17 protein-coding genes and 1 tRNA gene are annotated in these 15,855 nt (G+C 24.5%); 9 read left to right on the forward strand and 9 right to left on the reverse strand.

Features of this window, described 5'->3' with window-relative positions:
* Positions 1 to 435 carry a 50S ribosomal protein L13 gene (gene rplM, locus ACJA28_RS00885; RefSeq protein WP_022935268.1) on the reverse strand — a complete coding sequence of 145 codons (435 nt, stop codon included), beginning with the start codon at positions 433 to 435 and terminating at the stop codon, positions 1 to 3.
* A gap of 330 nt (positions 436 to 765) precedes the next feature.
* Here rplM and ACJA28_RS00890 point away from each other — a divergent pair, with 330 nt between their 5' ends.
* Complete coding sequence (locus ACJA28_RS00890) at positions 766 to 1,065, forward strand: hypothetical protein (RefSeq protein ID WP_022935267.1); 300 nt, start codon at positions 766 to 768, stop codon at positions 1,063 to 1,065.
* Positions 1,066 to 1,111: 46 nt separating this feature from the next.
* Here the strand turns inward: ACJA28_RS00890 and ACJA28_RS00895 are convergent, their stop codons facing one another.
* The 3 genes from ACJA28_RS00895 to pyk all read right to left on the reverse strand — a co-directional run bounded on the left by ACJA28_RS00895 (position 1,112) and on the right by pyk (position 4,784).
* Complete coding sequence (locus tag ACJA28_RS00895; RefSeq protein ID WP_022935266.1) at positions 1,112 to 2,008, reverse strand: DnaA ATPase domain-containing protein; 897 nt, start codon at positions 2,006 to 2,008, stop codon at positions 1,112 to 1,114.
* Entirely contained in the window at positions 2,008 to 2,955 is a 948-nt protein-coding gene (locus ACJA28_RS00900) for a hypothetical protein (RefSeq protein ID WP_022935265.1), read from the reverse strand. Before ACJA28_RS00900 ends, ACJA28_RS00895 begins: the two co-directional genes overlap by 1 nt.
* Positions 2,956 to 3,356: 401 nt before the next feature.
* Positions 3,357 to 4,784 (reverse strand): pyruvate kinase, encoded by a 1,428-nt coding sequence (pyk, locus tag ACJA28_RS00905; protein ID WP_022935264.1) that lies wholly within the window; start codon positions 4,782 to 4,784, stop codon positions 3,357 to 3,359.
* A 208-nt stretch (positions 4,785 to 4,992) separates the two neighbouring features.
* On the opposite strand from pyk, the gene ACJA28_RS00910 reads away from it, so the two are divergent.
* Entirely contained in the window at positions 4,993 to 5,760 is a 768-nt protein-coding gene (locus ACJA28_RS00910) for a hypothetical protein (protein WP_022935263.1), read from the forward strand.
* A gap of 137 nt (positions 5,761 to 5,897) precedes the next feature.
* Here ACJA28_RS00910 and upp read toward each other — a convergent pair whose 3' ends face one another.
* The 4 genes from upp to hpt all read right to left on the reverse strand — a co-directional run bounded on the left by upp (position 5,898) and on the right by hpt (position 8,819).
* Positions 5,898 to 6,527: a uracil phosphoribosyltransferase gene (gene upp / locus ACJA28_RS00915; RefSeq protein ID WP_022935262.1), complete on the reverse strand. Its 630-nt coding sequence runs from the start codon at positions 6,525 to 6,527 to the stop codon at positions 5,898 to 5,900.
* A gap of 88 nt (positions 6,528 to 6,615) precedes the next feature.
* Complete coding sequence (locus ACJA28_RS00920; protein ID WP_022935261.1) at positions 6,616 to 7,353, reverse strand: MAG0110 family membrane protein; 738 nt, start codon at positions 7,351 to 7,353, stop codon at positions 6,616 to 6,618.
* Between the two features lies 1 nt (position 7,354).
* On the reverse strand, positions 7,355 to 8,221 hold the full coding sequence (locus ACJA28_RS00925; RefSeq protein WP_022935260.1) for a DegV family protein: 867 nt from the start codon (positions 8,219 to 8,221) through the stop codon (positions 7,355 to 7,357).
* 37 nt (positions 8,222 to 8,258) lie between these two features.
* Positions 8,259 to 8,819, reverse strand: coding sequence for a hypoxanthine phosphoribosyltransferase (gene hpt, locus ACJA28_RS00930; RefSeq protein ID WP_022935259.1), 561 nt, complete (start codon positions 8,817 to 8,819; stop codon positions 8,259 to 8,261).
* 68 nt (positions 8,820 to 8,887) lie between these two features.
* Here hpt and ACJA28_RS00935 point away from each other — a divergent pair, with 68 nt between their 5' ends.
* From ACJA28_RS00935 to rnr, 5 genes are all read left to right on the forward strand, one after another.
* Positions 8,888 to 9,109, forward strand: a complete 222-nt coding sequence (locus ACJA28_RS00935) for an acyl carrier protein (RefSeq protein ID WP_022935258.1) — start codon at positions 8,888 to 8,890, stop codon at positions 9,107 to 9,109.
* A 22-nt stretch (positions 9,110 to 9,131) separates the two neighbouring features.
* Entirely contained in the window at positions 9,132 to 9,605 is a 474-nt protein-coding gene (locus ACJA28_RS00940) for a YbaK/EbsC family protein (protein WP_022935257.1), read from the forward strand.
* Positions 9,606 to 9,657: 52 nt separating this feature from the next.
* Positions 9,658 to 9,732, forward strand: a tRNA-Trp gene (locus tag ACJA28_RS00945).
* Positions 9,733 to 9,802: 70 nt separating this feature from the next.
* Positions 9,803 to 10,039 (forward strand): preprotein translocase subunit SecG, encoded by a 237-nt coding sequence (gene secG / locus ACJA28_RS00950; protein ID WP_022935256.1) that lies wholly within the window; start codon positions 9,803 to 9,805, stop codon positions 10,037 to 10,039.
* Between the two features lie 3 nt (positions 10,040 to 10,042).
* Complete coding sequence (gene rnr / locus ACJA28_RS00955; RefSeq protein WP_022935255.1) at positions 10,043 to 12,121, forward strand: ribonuclease R; 2,079 nt, start codon at positions 10,043 to 10,045, stop codon at positions 12,119 to 12,121.
* Here rnr and ACJA28_RS00960 read toward each other — a convergent pair.
* Positions 12,118 to 12,696, reverse strand: coding sequence for a thymidine kinase (locus ACJA28_RS00960; RefSeq protein WP_022935254.1), 579 nt, complete (start codon positions 12,694 to 12,696; stop codon positions 12,118 to 12,120). The two genes, rnr and ACJA28_RS00960, sit on opposite strands and share 4 nt — an antisense overlap.
* A 67-nt stretch (positions 12,697 to 12,763) precedes the next feature.
* On the opposite strand from ACJA28_RS00960, the gene ACJA28_RS00965 reads away from it, so the two are divergent.
* Positions 12,764 to 13,990: a PD-(D/E)XK nuclease family protein gene (locus tag ACJA28_RS00965; RefSeq protein WP_033379045.1), complete on the forward strand. Its 1,227-nt coding sequence runs from the start codon at positions 12,764 to 12,766 to the stop codon at positions 13,988 to 13,990.
* A gap of 74 nt (positions 13,991 to 14,064) precedes the next feature.
* Positions 14,065 to 15,675: an ATP-binding cassette domain-containing protein gene (locus tag ACJA28_RS00970; protein ID WP_022935252.1), complete on the forward strand. Its 1,611-nt coding sequence runs from the start codon at positions 14,065 to 14,067 to the stop codon at positions 15,673 to 15,675.
* The last annotated feature ends 180 nt before the right edge of the window (positions 15,676 to 15,855 follow it).

Consider the following 15,855-nt stretch of genomic DNA (forward strand, 5'->3'; position numbering starts at 1 on the left):
TTATCTAACCTCTAATTTTTCTGGTTTTTGAGCTTCATGTCTATGTTCTGCTCCAGCATAAACATACAGATTTTTAAATTGTTTTGCTCCAAGCTTTGTATGAGGAATCATTCCCTTAACTGCTTTTTCAATAATTGCAATAGGTCTTCTTTTTCTTAACTCAGCAGGTGTTGTTGTTTTCAAACCACCAGGATATCCTGAATGATGATAGTAAATTTTATTATTTTCTTTGTTGGCTGTAAGAATAATTTTGTCTGCATTAATGACAATAATATTATCTCCCATATCAACATTTGGTGTAAATGTTGGTTTATTTTTACCACGCAAATAAGTTGCGCACAAAGATGCCAGACGCCCCAAAACTTGTCCTTCTGCATCAACAACATATCACTTCTTGTCCACTTTTTTATGTGTGACAATAGTTGTCTGTCTCATAATGCTTTTCCTTTCTAAAATTTATCAATTCCTCTTAAAGTTTAAAAATACGCTCATTTATTATATAACAAAAAATATTTTTCATTTATGTTTTATATGTTTGTTATTACGTTTAATTTTCTTATAAAGTGATATAATTTATAACTATAAAAGATTTGTATTATTTACGCTTAATTTATATCTATATAAAGTATTGTTTAATGATTTAAAAACTAGAAGAGATTATAGTTTGCTTTTTTATTTATATTCTTGCTTATCTTTTTTTTATTCACTAAAAAGAAAGGAGGTTTTTAGTAAAAGATTAAATAACAAAAAAACGAGGAGATTAAAATGAAACAAACAAATTTTCAAGGTTTTAATTTAGTACCAAAAGAAGAACAAATTTGCATATCAGCAGGAAGCGGAATTGGTGCTGCTATTGCAGCAACAACTTCTGCTATAACATCTGGAGTTTCTGGTTTAGTAAGTGTTGCTGATGATATTTCAAATACAGTTATTAAAAATAAAATTATTGCTAAAATGGATGATGTTCAAAAAGGAGAAATTGAGATAGGAAAAGATGGTCAAATTAGATTAAAATGAGATTCAGTTTCTTCATCAAATGGAATTAATTCAACAATTGTATTTTAATTAAACCTAAATTTATAGATGGTTTGTCCCTTAGCTGGGACAATTTTTATAGTTCTCTAATATTTTTACCTTCTAAATGAATTGGAATAGTTAAAGATCTAATTTTTTCAATTAATCTTTCTACTCTAATCAAATCCATTTCTTTTCCTTTCAATCAATATTTTTTTAATTCATTCAAAGAAAAGAGAGATGAAAAACATGTTGTTTTTTCTTCTTGTAAACGATTTTCTAATATAGGGTATAAAGTTGAAAATAGAAATCAACTATTTTGTTTTTCGCTTCCAATATCATCAATAATTAATATATCTACTTTTTTCATTTTTTGGATAATTTCATAATTTACATCACTATTTTTTTCTAAATTTCTTATCATTTTTTCGTATAAATCTACAGTATTTACAAAAATAACATTTTTCTTTTTTTCTATTAAGTAATTTGTTAAAGCTTTTAAAAAGAAAGATTTTCCTAAACCAAATTTTCCGTAGATATATACACCTTTTGTATATTTGTTATTTTGTAGGTTTGTGTAGTATTGTTTAAATCACAAACCTAATTTGTTTCTATTATTTTCCTTTTTTAATGTAGGATATTCTCAATAAAAAATATTTTTTTCCAATTTGAAATTTTCTTTATTTTTTGGTTTGCCAAAAATAATATTTTTTTCGATTTTTGTTATGTCATTTAATCAAAAATACTTATTGATTTTTAATGATTTATTAATTTCTTTGTTTGGAACTGAAACACCTATAATTGAATTTTCATCATATATTTCAATTTTTGTTAAAAAATCTAATTCTTTAATTTTTTTTTGTTCTTCAATAATTTTTATAAATAAATGAATTCCTGATTCTATTTGATTTTGGTTTAGATTAAGATCTTCAATTAATTTTTTAATTACAGGATTATCTAAAACCTTTTTTTTAACATTATCTTTTATTTTCATTAGAACATTTCCTTAATATCATCATCACTAAAAATATCTTCAATTGATAATTCTTCAGTCATTGTAGTAATTTCGTTTTGTTTTTCTAAAAAGTTGTTTTTAAAATTGTTGTTTCTTTTTGAATATTTTCTCTTTTTAAATTCTTCAATTTGTAATAGTTCGTGTTTTACATCATTAAAATGGATTATTTTTCTTTCTCTAAAATCTTGAGCTATTTTGCTTAAATAAGGACAATTAATAAGATCGCTTGCTCTGAAAGAAAAGTCTAAGAATAAATTAATTGTTGAATCATGAAAACCCATTTTTAACATTGAATTAATTAATTGATTTTCATATCAACTAGCATTTCTTTTCATTAAGTACTTAATAAAATGAGATGAAGGTAATTTAGAAATATTTTCATCATGTGTTTCAAAAGTATCAATGACTAAATCGATAGTAGAATATGAATCGTCAATTTTTGTAAGATTTTCTTCAAAATCTGTAGAAAAAACTTCTTGATATTTTTTTGAAATATTTTTGTAGTTATTCTTGTTAATAAATTTTTCTTTTTGTTCAAAGTAAATTTTTTCGAATTTTGTTTGTCCTATTAATTTTATAAGGTGCGATTTTAAAAGAGGATTTTTATTAAAATCTTCTACATTACTTGGCTTTATGATGCTAAAAATAAAGGAATTATTGTCATTTTTCACAAAAGTATGTACTAAACCCACAGCTTCCAATTTATTAAGAGAATCACGAAAAATAATATTATCAATTTGTAATTGATTGCAAATTTCTTCAATATTTAAAAGACTTTTATTTTTTTCTTCGATAATATCATTAAAGTATTCATATATTACAATTGCGTTTGTTCCAACAATAGGAAGATATAACTTTCTTAAATTTTTAAAATCATCATTATTAAGTAAATTTGAAGTTTCGATATAAAAAACAAAGTTTTTCATAATAAACTCCTTTTACATTTTAAATTTATCTGCTATTTCAAAACCATTTAATAGTTATGTTCTCATTTTATCAATAAAGTTTTTTGCAATAAAAATTTCGTTTTTTTTCACATTATTTTTACATTTTTTTCACACATTTTTCACATTAAAAAGTTTGTTTTTTTGAGTTATTTTACTTAAAAAATATTATTTTTCCACATTGTGCAAAATTATAAATTTATTTTAATAATTTGTGTTTAGTTTGTAAATGATTTCTTTCTTTTTGTTAAAAAAATCATTGTTTTATATATATAAAACAATGATGATTTTGTATTTTAAAAAAATTAGTCAAAATTACAAACAACTAATCAAAAACGCGAATCAGTTTTGCGCTATTGTTATCGTATAAATTTAAAATTTAATTAGAATGTGAATTCTTTTTCATCGTGTCTATCAACAACCAAAAACTTGTCGCCTGATTTTGGATGGTATGGTTTAAGAGCTTCTCTTGCTTTTGAAAAATCGTTTTTTACTTCTTTGAATAATTTTGGCGATTCTAATGAGACAAATACTGAATTCACAATACCAAATTTACCAATTTGTTTTTCATCTTCTACTAAACCAATGATTGCTGCATTTGGTCTATATTTTGCAATTTCTTTTAGCAACTCACCTGTTGTTGATCTAACAACAATATATCTATATTCACCTTTCATAGCTTTTTTAGCGATTTTATACGCAATTTCATCTCTTAGTTCTTTTTTAGAATTTTCTCAAACCTCTTCTAACTGAACTGGATAGTGTAGTTTATTATAGAATTCTTTTTCTGCTCTTAAATTAATTGTTGACATTACTCTAACAGCTTCAACAGGGAAATCTCCTGATGCAGACTCTCCTGATAACATTGTTGAATCTGCACCTAATTCTGTTGCTCAATAAACATCTGTTACTTCGGCTCTTGTTGGTTGAGGAGTTCTTTCCATTGAATCTAACATTTGTGTTGCAACAATAACGGGTTTGCCTGCTTTTCTACATTTTCTTATAATTGTTTTCTCATAATAAGGAACATCGTAATAAGGAATTTCTAATCCTAGATCTCCACGAGCAATCATAATTCCATCAGAAGCTTCGATTATTGAATCAATATTATTGATTCCAGTTTGAGATTCAATTTTTGAAATAATTTTAATGTGTGATCCATTATTTGCGTTCAAAATAGATTTTAATTCATTAACATCTTTTGCGCTATTAACAAATGAAGCAGCAATATAATCTATATTTTGTTCAATTCCAAATATAATATCTTTTTTATCTTTTTCTGATAAAAATGGAAGTGAAAATTCTACTCCCGGGATATTAATTCTTTTATTTGTCTTTAGTAAATGTTGATTTTTTGTGATAATGTTAATTAAACCATCTTGTACTGATACGACTTCTGTTACAAGTTTTCCATCATCAAATACGATTTTGTCACCTTTTTTAACGTCCTTGTCCATTCTGTAAGAAACTGTTCATTCAAATTCTGAACCAATTCTATTTTGATACTCTTCTTCTTTGGTGTAAACAATAACTTCTGTATTTGCTTTGATTAACTGTGCTCCATCTTTCATTTTTCCTAGTCTAATTTCTGGACCTTTAGTGTCTAACATCAATGAAATTGGTACATTTAATTCTTGTTGAGCCCTTTTAGCATTATCAAATTTAGCTTTTTGTTCTTCATAAGAACCGTGTGAAAAGTTAGCTCTTATACATGTTAAACCTGATAAAACCAATTCTTTCAATACTTCATATTTTTCTGAAGAAGGACCGATTGTTCCTATTAATTTTGATCTTTTATCAATAAAGTTCATTAAATTTCTCCTTGGGTTTATTTTGCTTATCTAACTTTCCATTTTATCATTTTTACTTGAACTTATTGCTATAAATATTGTTTTGATGCAGTGAAATTTCTAATATTTTAAGTCACAAATTACAATCAAAATTTATCATTTATTTTTCATTTTTTATATTAAAATATAACTTATTTATCAAAAATGCGAACTTTGCTAAGGAGGAAAAATGCCAAGAAGAAGGAGAGAAGGTTTTGATTATTTCATTGATAGATATGAAGATTCATATCAAGATGATTTTTACGATGATTACTATGATGACTATATTCCTGGGAATAGATTTCAAAAAAGAAACAGATATACAGGCGATGTTGTTGGAAAACCTCAATACGTAAATACTTCATCTGTTTATGTTCCTCCTCAACAACAAGGAACATTAGAATTTTCGGCTATTCCTGGTCAAGGTGGTTTAGATCCAAATGTAAGACCATTAGGCGATCAAACAATGATGTTATCAACAAATTCTATTGGTGCACCCAATCCTTATGTTCAACAAATTCTTCAAACACAACAGTTACAATTAAATCAACAAAAAGTTGAATTAGAACAAAGAATTGATGCTGTAGGTGGTGCCATTAATAAATTGGCTGAAAAGATGGATAATGTTACAAAAGTTTTAGATAACACATCAACATTAACATTTAAAAATCAAGAAGAAATTGAAAAAACTAAAGTTATTGAAGAAAAACCTAAGATACAAACTCAACAAATTAGTAGACCAGCACCAGCACAACCAATTCATCAACAAAAATCTCTTCAACCAACAAAACCAGCAAATTTTGTTGCTCCAACTGCTACAACAGCAGTTTCTAAAGATAAACCTAAAAAGAAAAAAATGTCTAAAGGTGTTTTAATTGGTGGAATTATAGGAATTATTGTTGCTTTAGGATTAATTGCAGTTGGTGTATTAATGATTATGGGTATTATTACATTTTAGGTATTTTAATTAAATTTATATTACAACGATACACAATAATAAAAAATGTTAAGTATTACTAGGAAACTTAACATTTTTTATTTAAGATTATGTAATTTAATGAATAAATCTTAATTTAAAAATATTTATGCTTTGTTTTATTTGGTTCCAAAGATTCTATCTCCAGCATCACCAAGTCCTGGAACAATATATCCATCTTTATTTAATTTTTTATCTATTGCTGCAATATATAAATCAACATTTGTAGTATTTTCTTTTAGGTATTTAATTCCTTCTGGTGCTCCAACTAATGAAACCATTTTAATATTTTTAAAACCATCTTTTTTTAATCTATTAATAGCATCCACAGCCGATCCTCCAGTTGCCAACATTGGATCAACAATAATGATTACGCTATCTTTTGAAACGTTTGGTATTTTATAAAAGTATTCATGCGCTTCTAAAGTTTTTTCATCACGATAAAGCCCTATATGGCCAATTTTTGCTTGTGGAATTAAATTTGTAATTCCATCTATCATTCCAATTCCGGCTCTTAATATAGGAACAATAACTATTTCTTTATTAAATGTCTGACCTGTTGTTTTGGATTTTGTTGGAGTTTCAACTTTAATGTTTTTGACTTGATAATCTCTCAACATTTCAAAAACCATCAATGAAGCAATTTCATTTAAATTTGATTTAAATTCCGTATGTTTTGTGTTTTTATCTCTTAAAACTGTTAATTTTATTTTAATTAATGGGTGATCCAATACTTTAACATTTACCATTTAAACTCCATAGTTTCCAAACATTTTAAATTATTATAATATATAAATAAATTAATTTAAGTATGTCTTTTATATCGTAAAAAAAGAATTAAGCTTTAAATATTCTTATTACAATTGATAATATATTGACAAAATCAATGAATAAATTAATACCAAACATGAATGATAAACGATTAATCATTTTTTTATCCAAGCTTGAGTAATTTAAATTTTCTTGTGTTCGTGCAATTATTTGCATATCAAAACCAATTCAAACAATAAAGATTGCAGCCGCTAATATTAGATAAATCATTTCAACAACTCAGTTATTTGTAAAAATCATTATTAATGAAAAAAATAGTAAACCAATAAAAGAAAAAAGAATATAGGGACCAAATTTTAAAAAATTAATAACGTTAAAATAAGCTAAAGAACCCATCACAAAAAATATTCCGGCAGGAATTAACATATAAATCAATAAATCTTTAACCAAATCTCTTGCACCAGAAAAAGCTAATATAGTAGTTATGAATAAACCTTCATAGAAAGCAAAAATTGTATAAATAAATATTGGAACTAATATATTAATATTATTGTTTCTAACAACCATAAAAAGAGCGAAAATAATCGCAATGTTAACTATTCAAGCAATTAGTCAATTACTTCCTATTGAAATTGTTAAAGCAAACTCATAAAATTTCTCATTAACCGATGATATTCAAGCAACCAAAATTATTACCATTAAACCCAAAGACATTCACAGCAATGATCTTGACAATAATTTTGATTTTGTATCACTAGTTTCAATTTTATATCTAGATAAAAATGATTTCTTTGTATTTTCCATTTTAAAAATTATACTCTTTAATATCTTTTTCTAGATAAGTAAAAAATATTGAAATTGCCCCGTAACCAGTATGTGCTGCAATAATTGGTGGTATAGAATATCTAATTATTGGTCCTGTGTAATTAATTTTGTTTCTAAATTCTTCAAACATTTTGTCTGCTTCAGGATTTGCTGTATCCAAAAACATTAAAGTGATTTTATTTTTTTTGGAAAGTTTTTTATAATGATCAATTGCTGTATTATAAAAAGTCTTCGTAAATGTTACACCTTTATCATGTTTTTCAAGATTACCATCTTGAAAACCAATGACAGGAAATATTCTTAGCAACTTTGCTAGTTTAGCTGCTGAAGGAGAAAGACGACCACCACGAACTAACACTTGGATGTCCTTTGGATATAGAAGAATTGGGGCTTGAGTATAATCTCTTTTCTCAATTCTTGAAATAGCTTGTTTAACTGTAACTTCATTTGCTAAAACGTCCTTTTCAAGTTCTACTAAATCTTTTACAATTAATTGACAAACATTTTTGGATTTAATTACAAAAACATTTTTAAATTCTTTGGAAATAACTTCTAAATTTTGTTGCTGTGATGATAACCCCATACTAATTGGATAAATGACAACAAAGTCATTTTCTTTTGATAATTTTTCAATTAATTGCAAAGCTTCGCCAATAGGTGTACATGAAGTTTTTGCAATTGAATTTTCGTTATATATTTTTAAAAAGTTATCAACATTTAGATCGATACCATCTTTATATTCTTTGCCATCAATATCTAGATATAAAGGTAAAAAATATCACCCTCTTTTTTCAGCTTCTTTTTTTGTTAGTCCACACGAAGAATCTACTACAATTGCTAATTTCATAATTAATTATTATAATAAAATTGGTTTGAATTTATTTTTATAACTTATCAAGATAATCTTTATTAAAAACACCAATGTAAGGTACGTTTCTCATTTTTTCTTTAACATCTAGTCCAAAACCTGCCAAGAATTCATCAGGAACTTCAAATCCAAAAATATCAGGCTTAATATTTGCTCTTCTTCTAATTGGTTTATCTAGCAAAGTCATTATTTTTAAAGATTTAGGTTTTCTAGACAACAGATTATCTCTAACTTTTTCTAAGGTTATTCCACTATCAATAATATCTTCAATTATTAATACATCTTTATTTTCTATATCAGAAGCTAAGTCCATTATTATTTTAATATTCCCAGTTGAATTTGTTTTGCCTGAATAAGAACTTGCAACTATAAAATCGAGCGCATGCTCAACTTCAATATTTTTCATCAGTTGTGCTAAAAACGGAATTGATCCTTTTAATAAACCTACTAAAATTAAATCTTTTGAGTTTTGATAAGTGTTATTGATTCATTCTGCAAGTTCTTTTATTTTTTTTTCAATTTGCTCTTGCGTGAATAAAATTTTTGTAAATCTCTTATCTTTTTTTGGATCAAGCATATCTAAAATTTTATAAAAATTTAATTTTTAATATAAAATAAAAATGAAATTTAAGGTTACTTGTTACTATGAAATTTAAAGATGAAATATTTAAGATTATAAAATCCAAAACATCGAAGTCATTTGATGAAAGCACCAATATTAGAGAATTAGGTTTGGATTCAATTGATATGATTGAGATGATTACAGATTTTGAAGAAAGTTTTAATATTTCAATCCCATCTGAAAAAATTAATGGAATTAAAACAATTAGAGATTTGCTTGATGTTGTTGACAGTTTAAAAGCATAAAAAAAGAGTATAATTTGAAAGAATGATTCAAAAGACAAAAAAAATTCTAGATGAATTAAACATTGATTATGTATGAAAAAAACATAAATCAATAATGAGTTATGAAGATGCTATAAAAGTGGACAAAGAACTAGGATTTACAGGTATTGAAACAAAAAATTTATTTCTAAAAAATTCACAAAATTCTTTTTTTGTTTTTCTAACAACTTTCAATGTTAGATTTGATAAAAAAATAATTAAAGAAAAGATTAATCAAAAGTTATCAATAGCTTCAGAAGAAGAATTAATTAAGAAAGCAGGATATATTCCAGGATCAGCTGCTTCATTTCCGTATGACATAGATGTGACATATATAGTAGATAATAGAATTTTTAAGACAAACAAATTAATATGCTCTGGAGGAACTCCAACAGAATCGTATGAAATGGAAACAAAATATTTACAAAAAATTTTAGATTTTCTTCCTAACAAAAAAATTTATATTGATTTCGATTAGAGTGTTAAAAAAATATTTGAAATTATTTTATTGATATAATAGAGTTCACAGTAAGGGTGTAGTTCAATGGTAGAACAGCGGGCTTCAACCCCGCATGTTGTGGGTTCGACTCCTATCACCCTTGCCATTTTTTTTATACTTTTTTTAGTTATTTTTGATTATCAAAACTATATAATTTTATAAACTTAAGGAGAAAAATGATTGTAACAATTGTAACTTCGTTGTTGTTTGTAATATCACTTTTAATGATTATTGTAGGTTTTTTAATGGCCCCAGATTCAAATTCTTTTTCAGGAGCAATTGTTGGTTCGTCTGATCTTAAATTGTTTTCTCAACCAAAAGAACAAGGTTGAAAAAAATTTTTAAAATGATCAATGATTATTTTGGGAATAATTATGTTTGTTGCAACTATTCTTATTAGGATTTTTATTTAGTATATGTTTTCTAAAAATGAAGTTATTGATTACTTGTTAAAAACAAAAAGATCATCTTTTTTAAATATTGTTAAATTTTTAAAAATAAAAGCAAAAGATAATCAAAATTTTTCAAAATTTTTAAATGAATTAAAAAACAATGGAGAAATAGCTTATTCTAGAAAAAATGATGATTATTTTGTCCCTAAATTAATTGGGAATTTTAATTCCACACTGAAAATAAATTTAAAAGGAAGTAAATTTTGTTTTGTTAATTTAGAAAATAAAGAAATTAAGGTTTTAGTTTTTAATGACAAATTAAATTTGTTAAAAGATGATGAGATAAATATTAATGTTTATAAAGATTTAGATGATGATTTTTATTTTGGTATTCCAATTAGTGTTATCAAAAGAAAAAATGAAATTATATATGCTGAAATTGATGAAAATTTAGAGTTAAAACCTATTTACTTTTCTCAAAATTTTATTTTTAAATATGATAAATCACTATTAAAACCACGAACATTTGCAAAATTTAAAATAGAAAAATACACAAAAGATATTTTGTTTTTAAAACTTATCAAGATTTTATCTTCTATCGATAAACCTTATGCTGATATTGATTTAATTGTTGATTATTCAAATATAGAAAAAGATTTTAATAATTTGATAATTGAAGAAACAAATAAAATTCCGGATGAAGTTGAAAATGTTAATGATTTTAATCGTGTTGATTTAACAAATCAATTAATAGTGACAATAGATGGAGAAAAAACAAAAGATTTTGATGATGCTATATCTGTAGAAAAAACAAGTAATAACACTTATATTTTAGGAGTTCACATTGCTGATGTTGCTTATTATGTTAAAGAAAATAGTCAAATAGATCTTGAAGCAAGGAATAGAGGAACTTCGATATATTTGATTGACAGAGTTATTCCAATGCTTCCTGAAAAATTATCAAATGGAATTTGTTCTTTGAATCCAAATGTTAGAAGATTTACAATTTCTGTTATTGCTGAAATAGATGTTAACGGAAAAATATTATCTAAGAAATTGTTTCCTTCAATGATTGAGTCTAAATATCGATTGACATATAATCAAGTTGCAAATTTAGATCAAAATGAAATTATCAAGAACAATTCAAAACTTTATAAAATGTTAATTGAAGCATATGAATTAAGCGAAATCATTGGCAAAAATAAAACAGCCGAAGGATATATTGATTTTGAAATTGAAGAACCAATAATAGAATTAGATAAAGTTACAGGAAAAGCTATTGCTATTAAAAGCAAGGAAAGATTATCTTCTGAAATTTTGATTGAAAATTTTATGGTGTTTGCTAATGAAGTTGTTTCTAAGATGATTTCTGATTTAAAAATTCCATCTATCTATCGTGTTCATGAAGCTCCTGATCACGAAAAAATTGAAAATTTAAAGTCTTTTATCAAAATTTTAGGTATTCATGATATAAGAATAAATCAAAGTGATGATCCTAAAGTTTTTCAAAACATGGTTAATAGTTTAAAAAAACAAAGATTTGATAATTTAATAAAAATGGCACTATTGAGAACAATGCAAAAAGCTAAATATTCAAGTTATAATATTGGTCATTTTGGTTTAGCTTCAAAATATTATTCACATTTTACATCTCCCATTAGAAGATATCCTGATTTATTATTGCATCGAATTATATGAGAAGTTTTATTTAAGAAAAATAAAAAATATTCCATTGATAAAGAATCACAAATAGAATCAATTGCCAATAATTCTTCTAAATTAGAAATAAGAGCAATTGATTTAGAAAGAAAAGTTAATGATATTAAAAAAGCTGAATTTTATTCTACATTAATTAATCAAGTAAAAGAAGCAATAATTGTTTCAATTCAAAAATTTGGTATGTTTATTGAATTTGATGATTCAACAAATTCGTTGGTTCATATTTCAACTATAGTAGCAGATTATAAAGATTATGAAATTAGTAATGATTTATGCCAATTAATTTTAAAAAATAAAATTTATAAAATTGGTCAAAAAGTTAAAGCCAAGATTCTTTCTGTTAATAAATTAGAAGGAAAAATAGATTCTATAATTATCGATTAATTTTTTTTATTTTTTTTCATTCCTTTTTGATGGCATTGTCTGCATCTTGCTTCATATTTATCAGTATCACCAATTTCAATAGTATTATCTGTTGCTGATGTTCTAAAAGAACAAGATGCAGCATTTTTACAAATTAAGCAAACAGCTTTTAATTTTAAAACATCATCACTTATTGCCATTAAATTTGCCATTATGTTAAAAGGTCTTCTTTTATAATCTTGATCTAATCCACAAGCAATTACTCTAATTCCGTTATTTGCTAATTCATCTATATATTCAATTAGTGATTCGTCAAAAAATTGTATTTCATCAATTACTAAAGCTTTATATTTTTTTGACTGAAAAAGTTTTTTTATTTCTTTAGTATTACTTGCTGAATAAGAAATAATTGAAGTTCCATTACGGGAAATAATTTCATTTTTTGAAAAACGATTATCAATTTTAGGTTTAATAACAAGAGTTGGGATTTCGGCATAATAAAGAATTCTGATTCTTTTGATTAATTCTTCACTTTTGCCACTAAACATTGGTCCTGTAATAACTTCTATAATTCCATCCGAATATTTCCTATACATAGTCTATTCATTATATAAAATAGAAAAAATAAAGTTACAATTAATGTATAAAATTTTTAACGTAGTTATGAAATCTAATAATAAATACTTGTTTAATAAAATTTTTGCTGGAAAATATATTAATTTTAATTTAGGGCATGAACTTAAAAATTTTATAGTCTCTGATGAAGGAATAAGATATGTTTATGTTAATCCGTGGGGTAGAATAAACAAAGAAAAAAGTAAAAATATTGAATATATAATTCACATTATAGAAAATTCAAATATTAGACAAAATATGTTTGAAATAGTTGCTATTTCAGAAATTGATAAAAATTCCAATCATATTATTAAAAAAGATCCTCAATTTCAAAAAATAGATTTTCACAAAATTTTTGATGTTCTATTTTATGAAAATAGTAAAACTAAAAACGAAAATTTTAATATATCCTTTATTGCTAATAATTTTTATATTCCTAAAAAAGACAAAAGAATCTATATTGAAATCAAAAAAGAAAAATCTAATATTGAATTAATAAATAAAAATGAAGTAGTTTTATCAATGAATTTTAATTTTGGTAGATCTTTATTTAGTTATCCTAAAAATAACGATGAGATTATTTTAGAGAATTTTTTTAAACAACTAGATATTTGATTTGATTTATCAAAAACAAATAATTCTTATAAAACAATACCAAAAGAATTACCTTTTTGTGTTATATCTGGAAGAGTTTCTTTAGAATTGTCTGTTTCCAATTTATTAGCTTATTTTCTAGAAAGAGATCAGAATTTGTTAAATAAGTTTTTAAAAGATTTTTTGAATATCAACATTGATGAAGAAGAAAAATTTGAAATAAAAAGAGAAGAAAAAAATATAGATATTTTGATTATTTCTCAAAGAAGAATAATTGTGATTGAAAATAAAATTTATTCACACATTAATGGGATAAAAAATAAGAATGAATCACAATTAAATAGATATTTTGAATATGTTAATAGTGACAAAAAGTATAAAGATTTAGAAAAACATTTTTATTTATTAATTCCTGAGTATAGTAGTATTGAAAAAGAATTTATTACAAATTTAAAATATGGTAAAGAATATATGATTGTTTACTATAAAAATTTTTATGAAATACTAAAATCTCATCAATACTTAAAATCTAAAAATGATGATTATCAAAAATTTATTTTTAATGAATTTAGACAAAATATTAAGTACTTAACTTGAACTAAGGCACAACAAGTTCAATATACAAGTTTCATAAAATTAAAACAAAAAATTGAATTTTTAAAACAAGATAAAATAGATTAAACACATAATCATTTATTAAGACTTATTAATATATAATAAATTAGAATATTCTTTTTCTAACTTTAGGAGGAATAATGGTTGAAATTAGAAATCTTTCAAAAGTATTTATTGATAAAAAATTATTTCAAGATGTAAATTTGAAATTTACAGAAGGTAATACTTATGGAATAATTGGTGCTAATGGTGCAGGTAAATCTACTTTCTTAAAAATAATTGCTGGAGAAATAGAACCAACATCTGGTGAGGTATTTATTGAAAAAAATCAAAGAATTTCTGTTTTAGAACAAGATCATTTTAAATATAATGATCAAAATGTTACTGAGTTAGTTATCATGGGTAATAAAGAATTAAGTAAAATTCAGGAAGAAAAAAACAATATTTACATGAACCCAAATGCAACTGAAAAAGATTATGCTAAGGCTGCAGAATTAGAAGAATTATTCGGACAGATGGGTGGATGAAATGCTGAAAATGATGCTCAAGCATTATTAAGCGCTTTAGATATTCCAAAAGAAAAATTTTCATACCAAATGAAAGATTTAAAATCTACTGAAAAAGTTAAAGTTTTATTAGCTAAAGCTTTATTTGGCAATCCAGATATTTTAATTATGGACGAACCAACAAACCATTTAGATCTTAAATCAATTAGATGATTGATTAATTTTATTAATGAATATGAAAAAATTGTTATCGTTGTTTCCCATGATAGTGATTTTTTAGATGAAATATGTACCAATATAGTTGATATTGATTTTAATAAAGCAAAAATGTTTACTGGAAATTATTCGTTTTGGAAACAATCTTCTCAATTAATGGCTGAATTACAAAAACAATCTAACTTAAAAAAACAAGAACAAATTGAAAAATTACAAGCTTTTATTGCGCGATTTTCAGCTAATGCTTCTAAATCAAAACAAGCAACTTCAAGAAAAAAAGCATTAGAAAAAATTCAATTAGATGAAATAATCCCTTCAACAAGAAAATATCCTTTTATTAGATTTGAAATTAATAAAAATCCAGGAAAACAAATTTTAGAAGTAGAAAAGTTAGGTTATAAAGATAGTAATGGAGTTCAATTATTTGATAACATTTCTTTTACATTAAAACCTGGAGATAAATTAGCTGTTATTGGTGATGATGATATTGCTAAAACTAAATTTTTAGAGATTTTAGTTGGTAGAGAAAAAAAATTTACAGGTTCGTTTAAATGAGGTTCAACTATTAAAGTTGAGTATTTTCCTTCAGATAATTCTGAGTATTTTAGAGAAGATATACCAATGATTGATTGATTACGTTTATGACCATTAGATAATGAAACTGAAGAGGCAAAAGACATATCAGATCAGAGAATGAGAGCGTTTTTAGGAAAAATGTTATTTAGTGGTGATAGCGTATTTAAAGACGTTCAAAAATTATCAGGTGGAGAAAAAGCAAGATTGATGTTTTCGAGAATGATGTTAAGAGATTCGAATACTTTGATTTTTGATCAGCCATTAGATCACTTAGATACTGAATCAATTGATGCAGTTATAGAAGCAATTAACAAATATAATTCTATTGTTATTTTTACAACTTATAATCGAGCTCTAATAAGAGAATCGAATGTTATTTTAGAAATTAAAAATGATTCTTCGTTTATTTTTAGAGGAACACTTGATGAATATGAAGAAAAAATGGGATATTAAAATTAATTAAACAAAATACATTCGGAAATAAATAAAAAAATGTTACCAATAAAAAGTTACTTCAAAAAGTAATTTTTTTGTTCTTTAAACTTTTGTATTTTTGAATATGTATAGGAATTTTGATTGTGCTAAAAAACATATTATTTTTTTGTATATTGAAAATATATGTTAAAATTTGGG

It is taken from the genome of Mesomycoplasma moatsii (genome assembly GCF_045276915.1).
Lineage (GTDB): Bacteria > Bacillota_I > Bacilli_A > Mycoplasmatales > Metamycoplasmataceae > UBA710.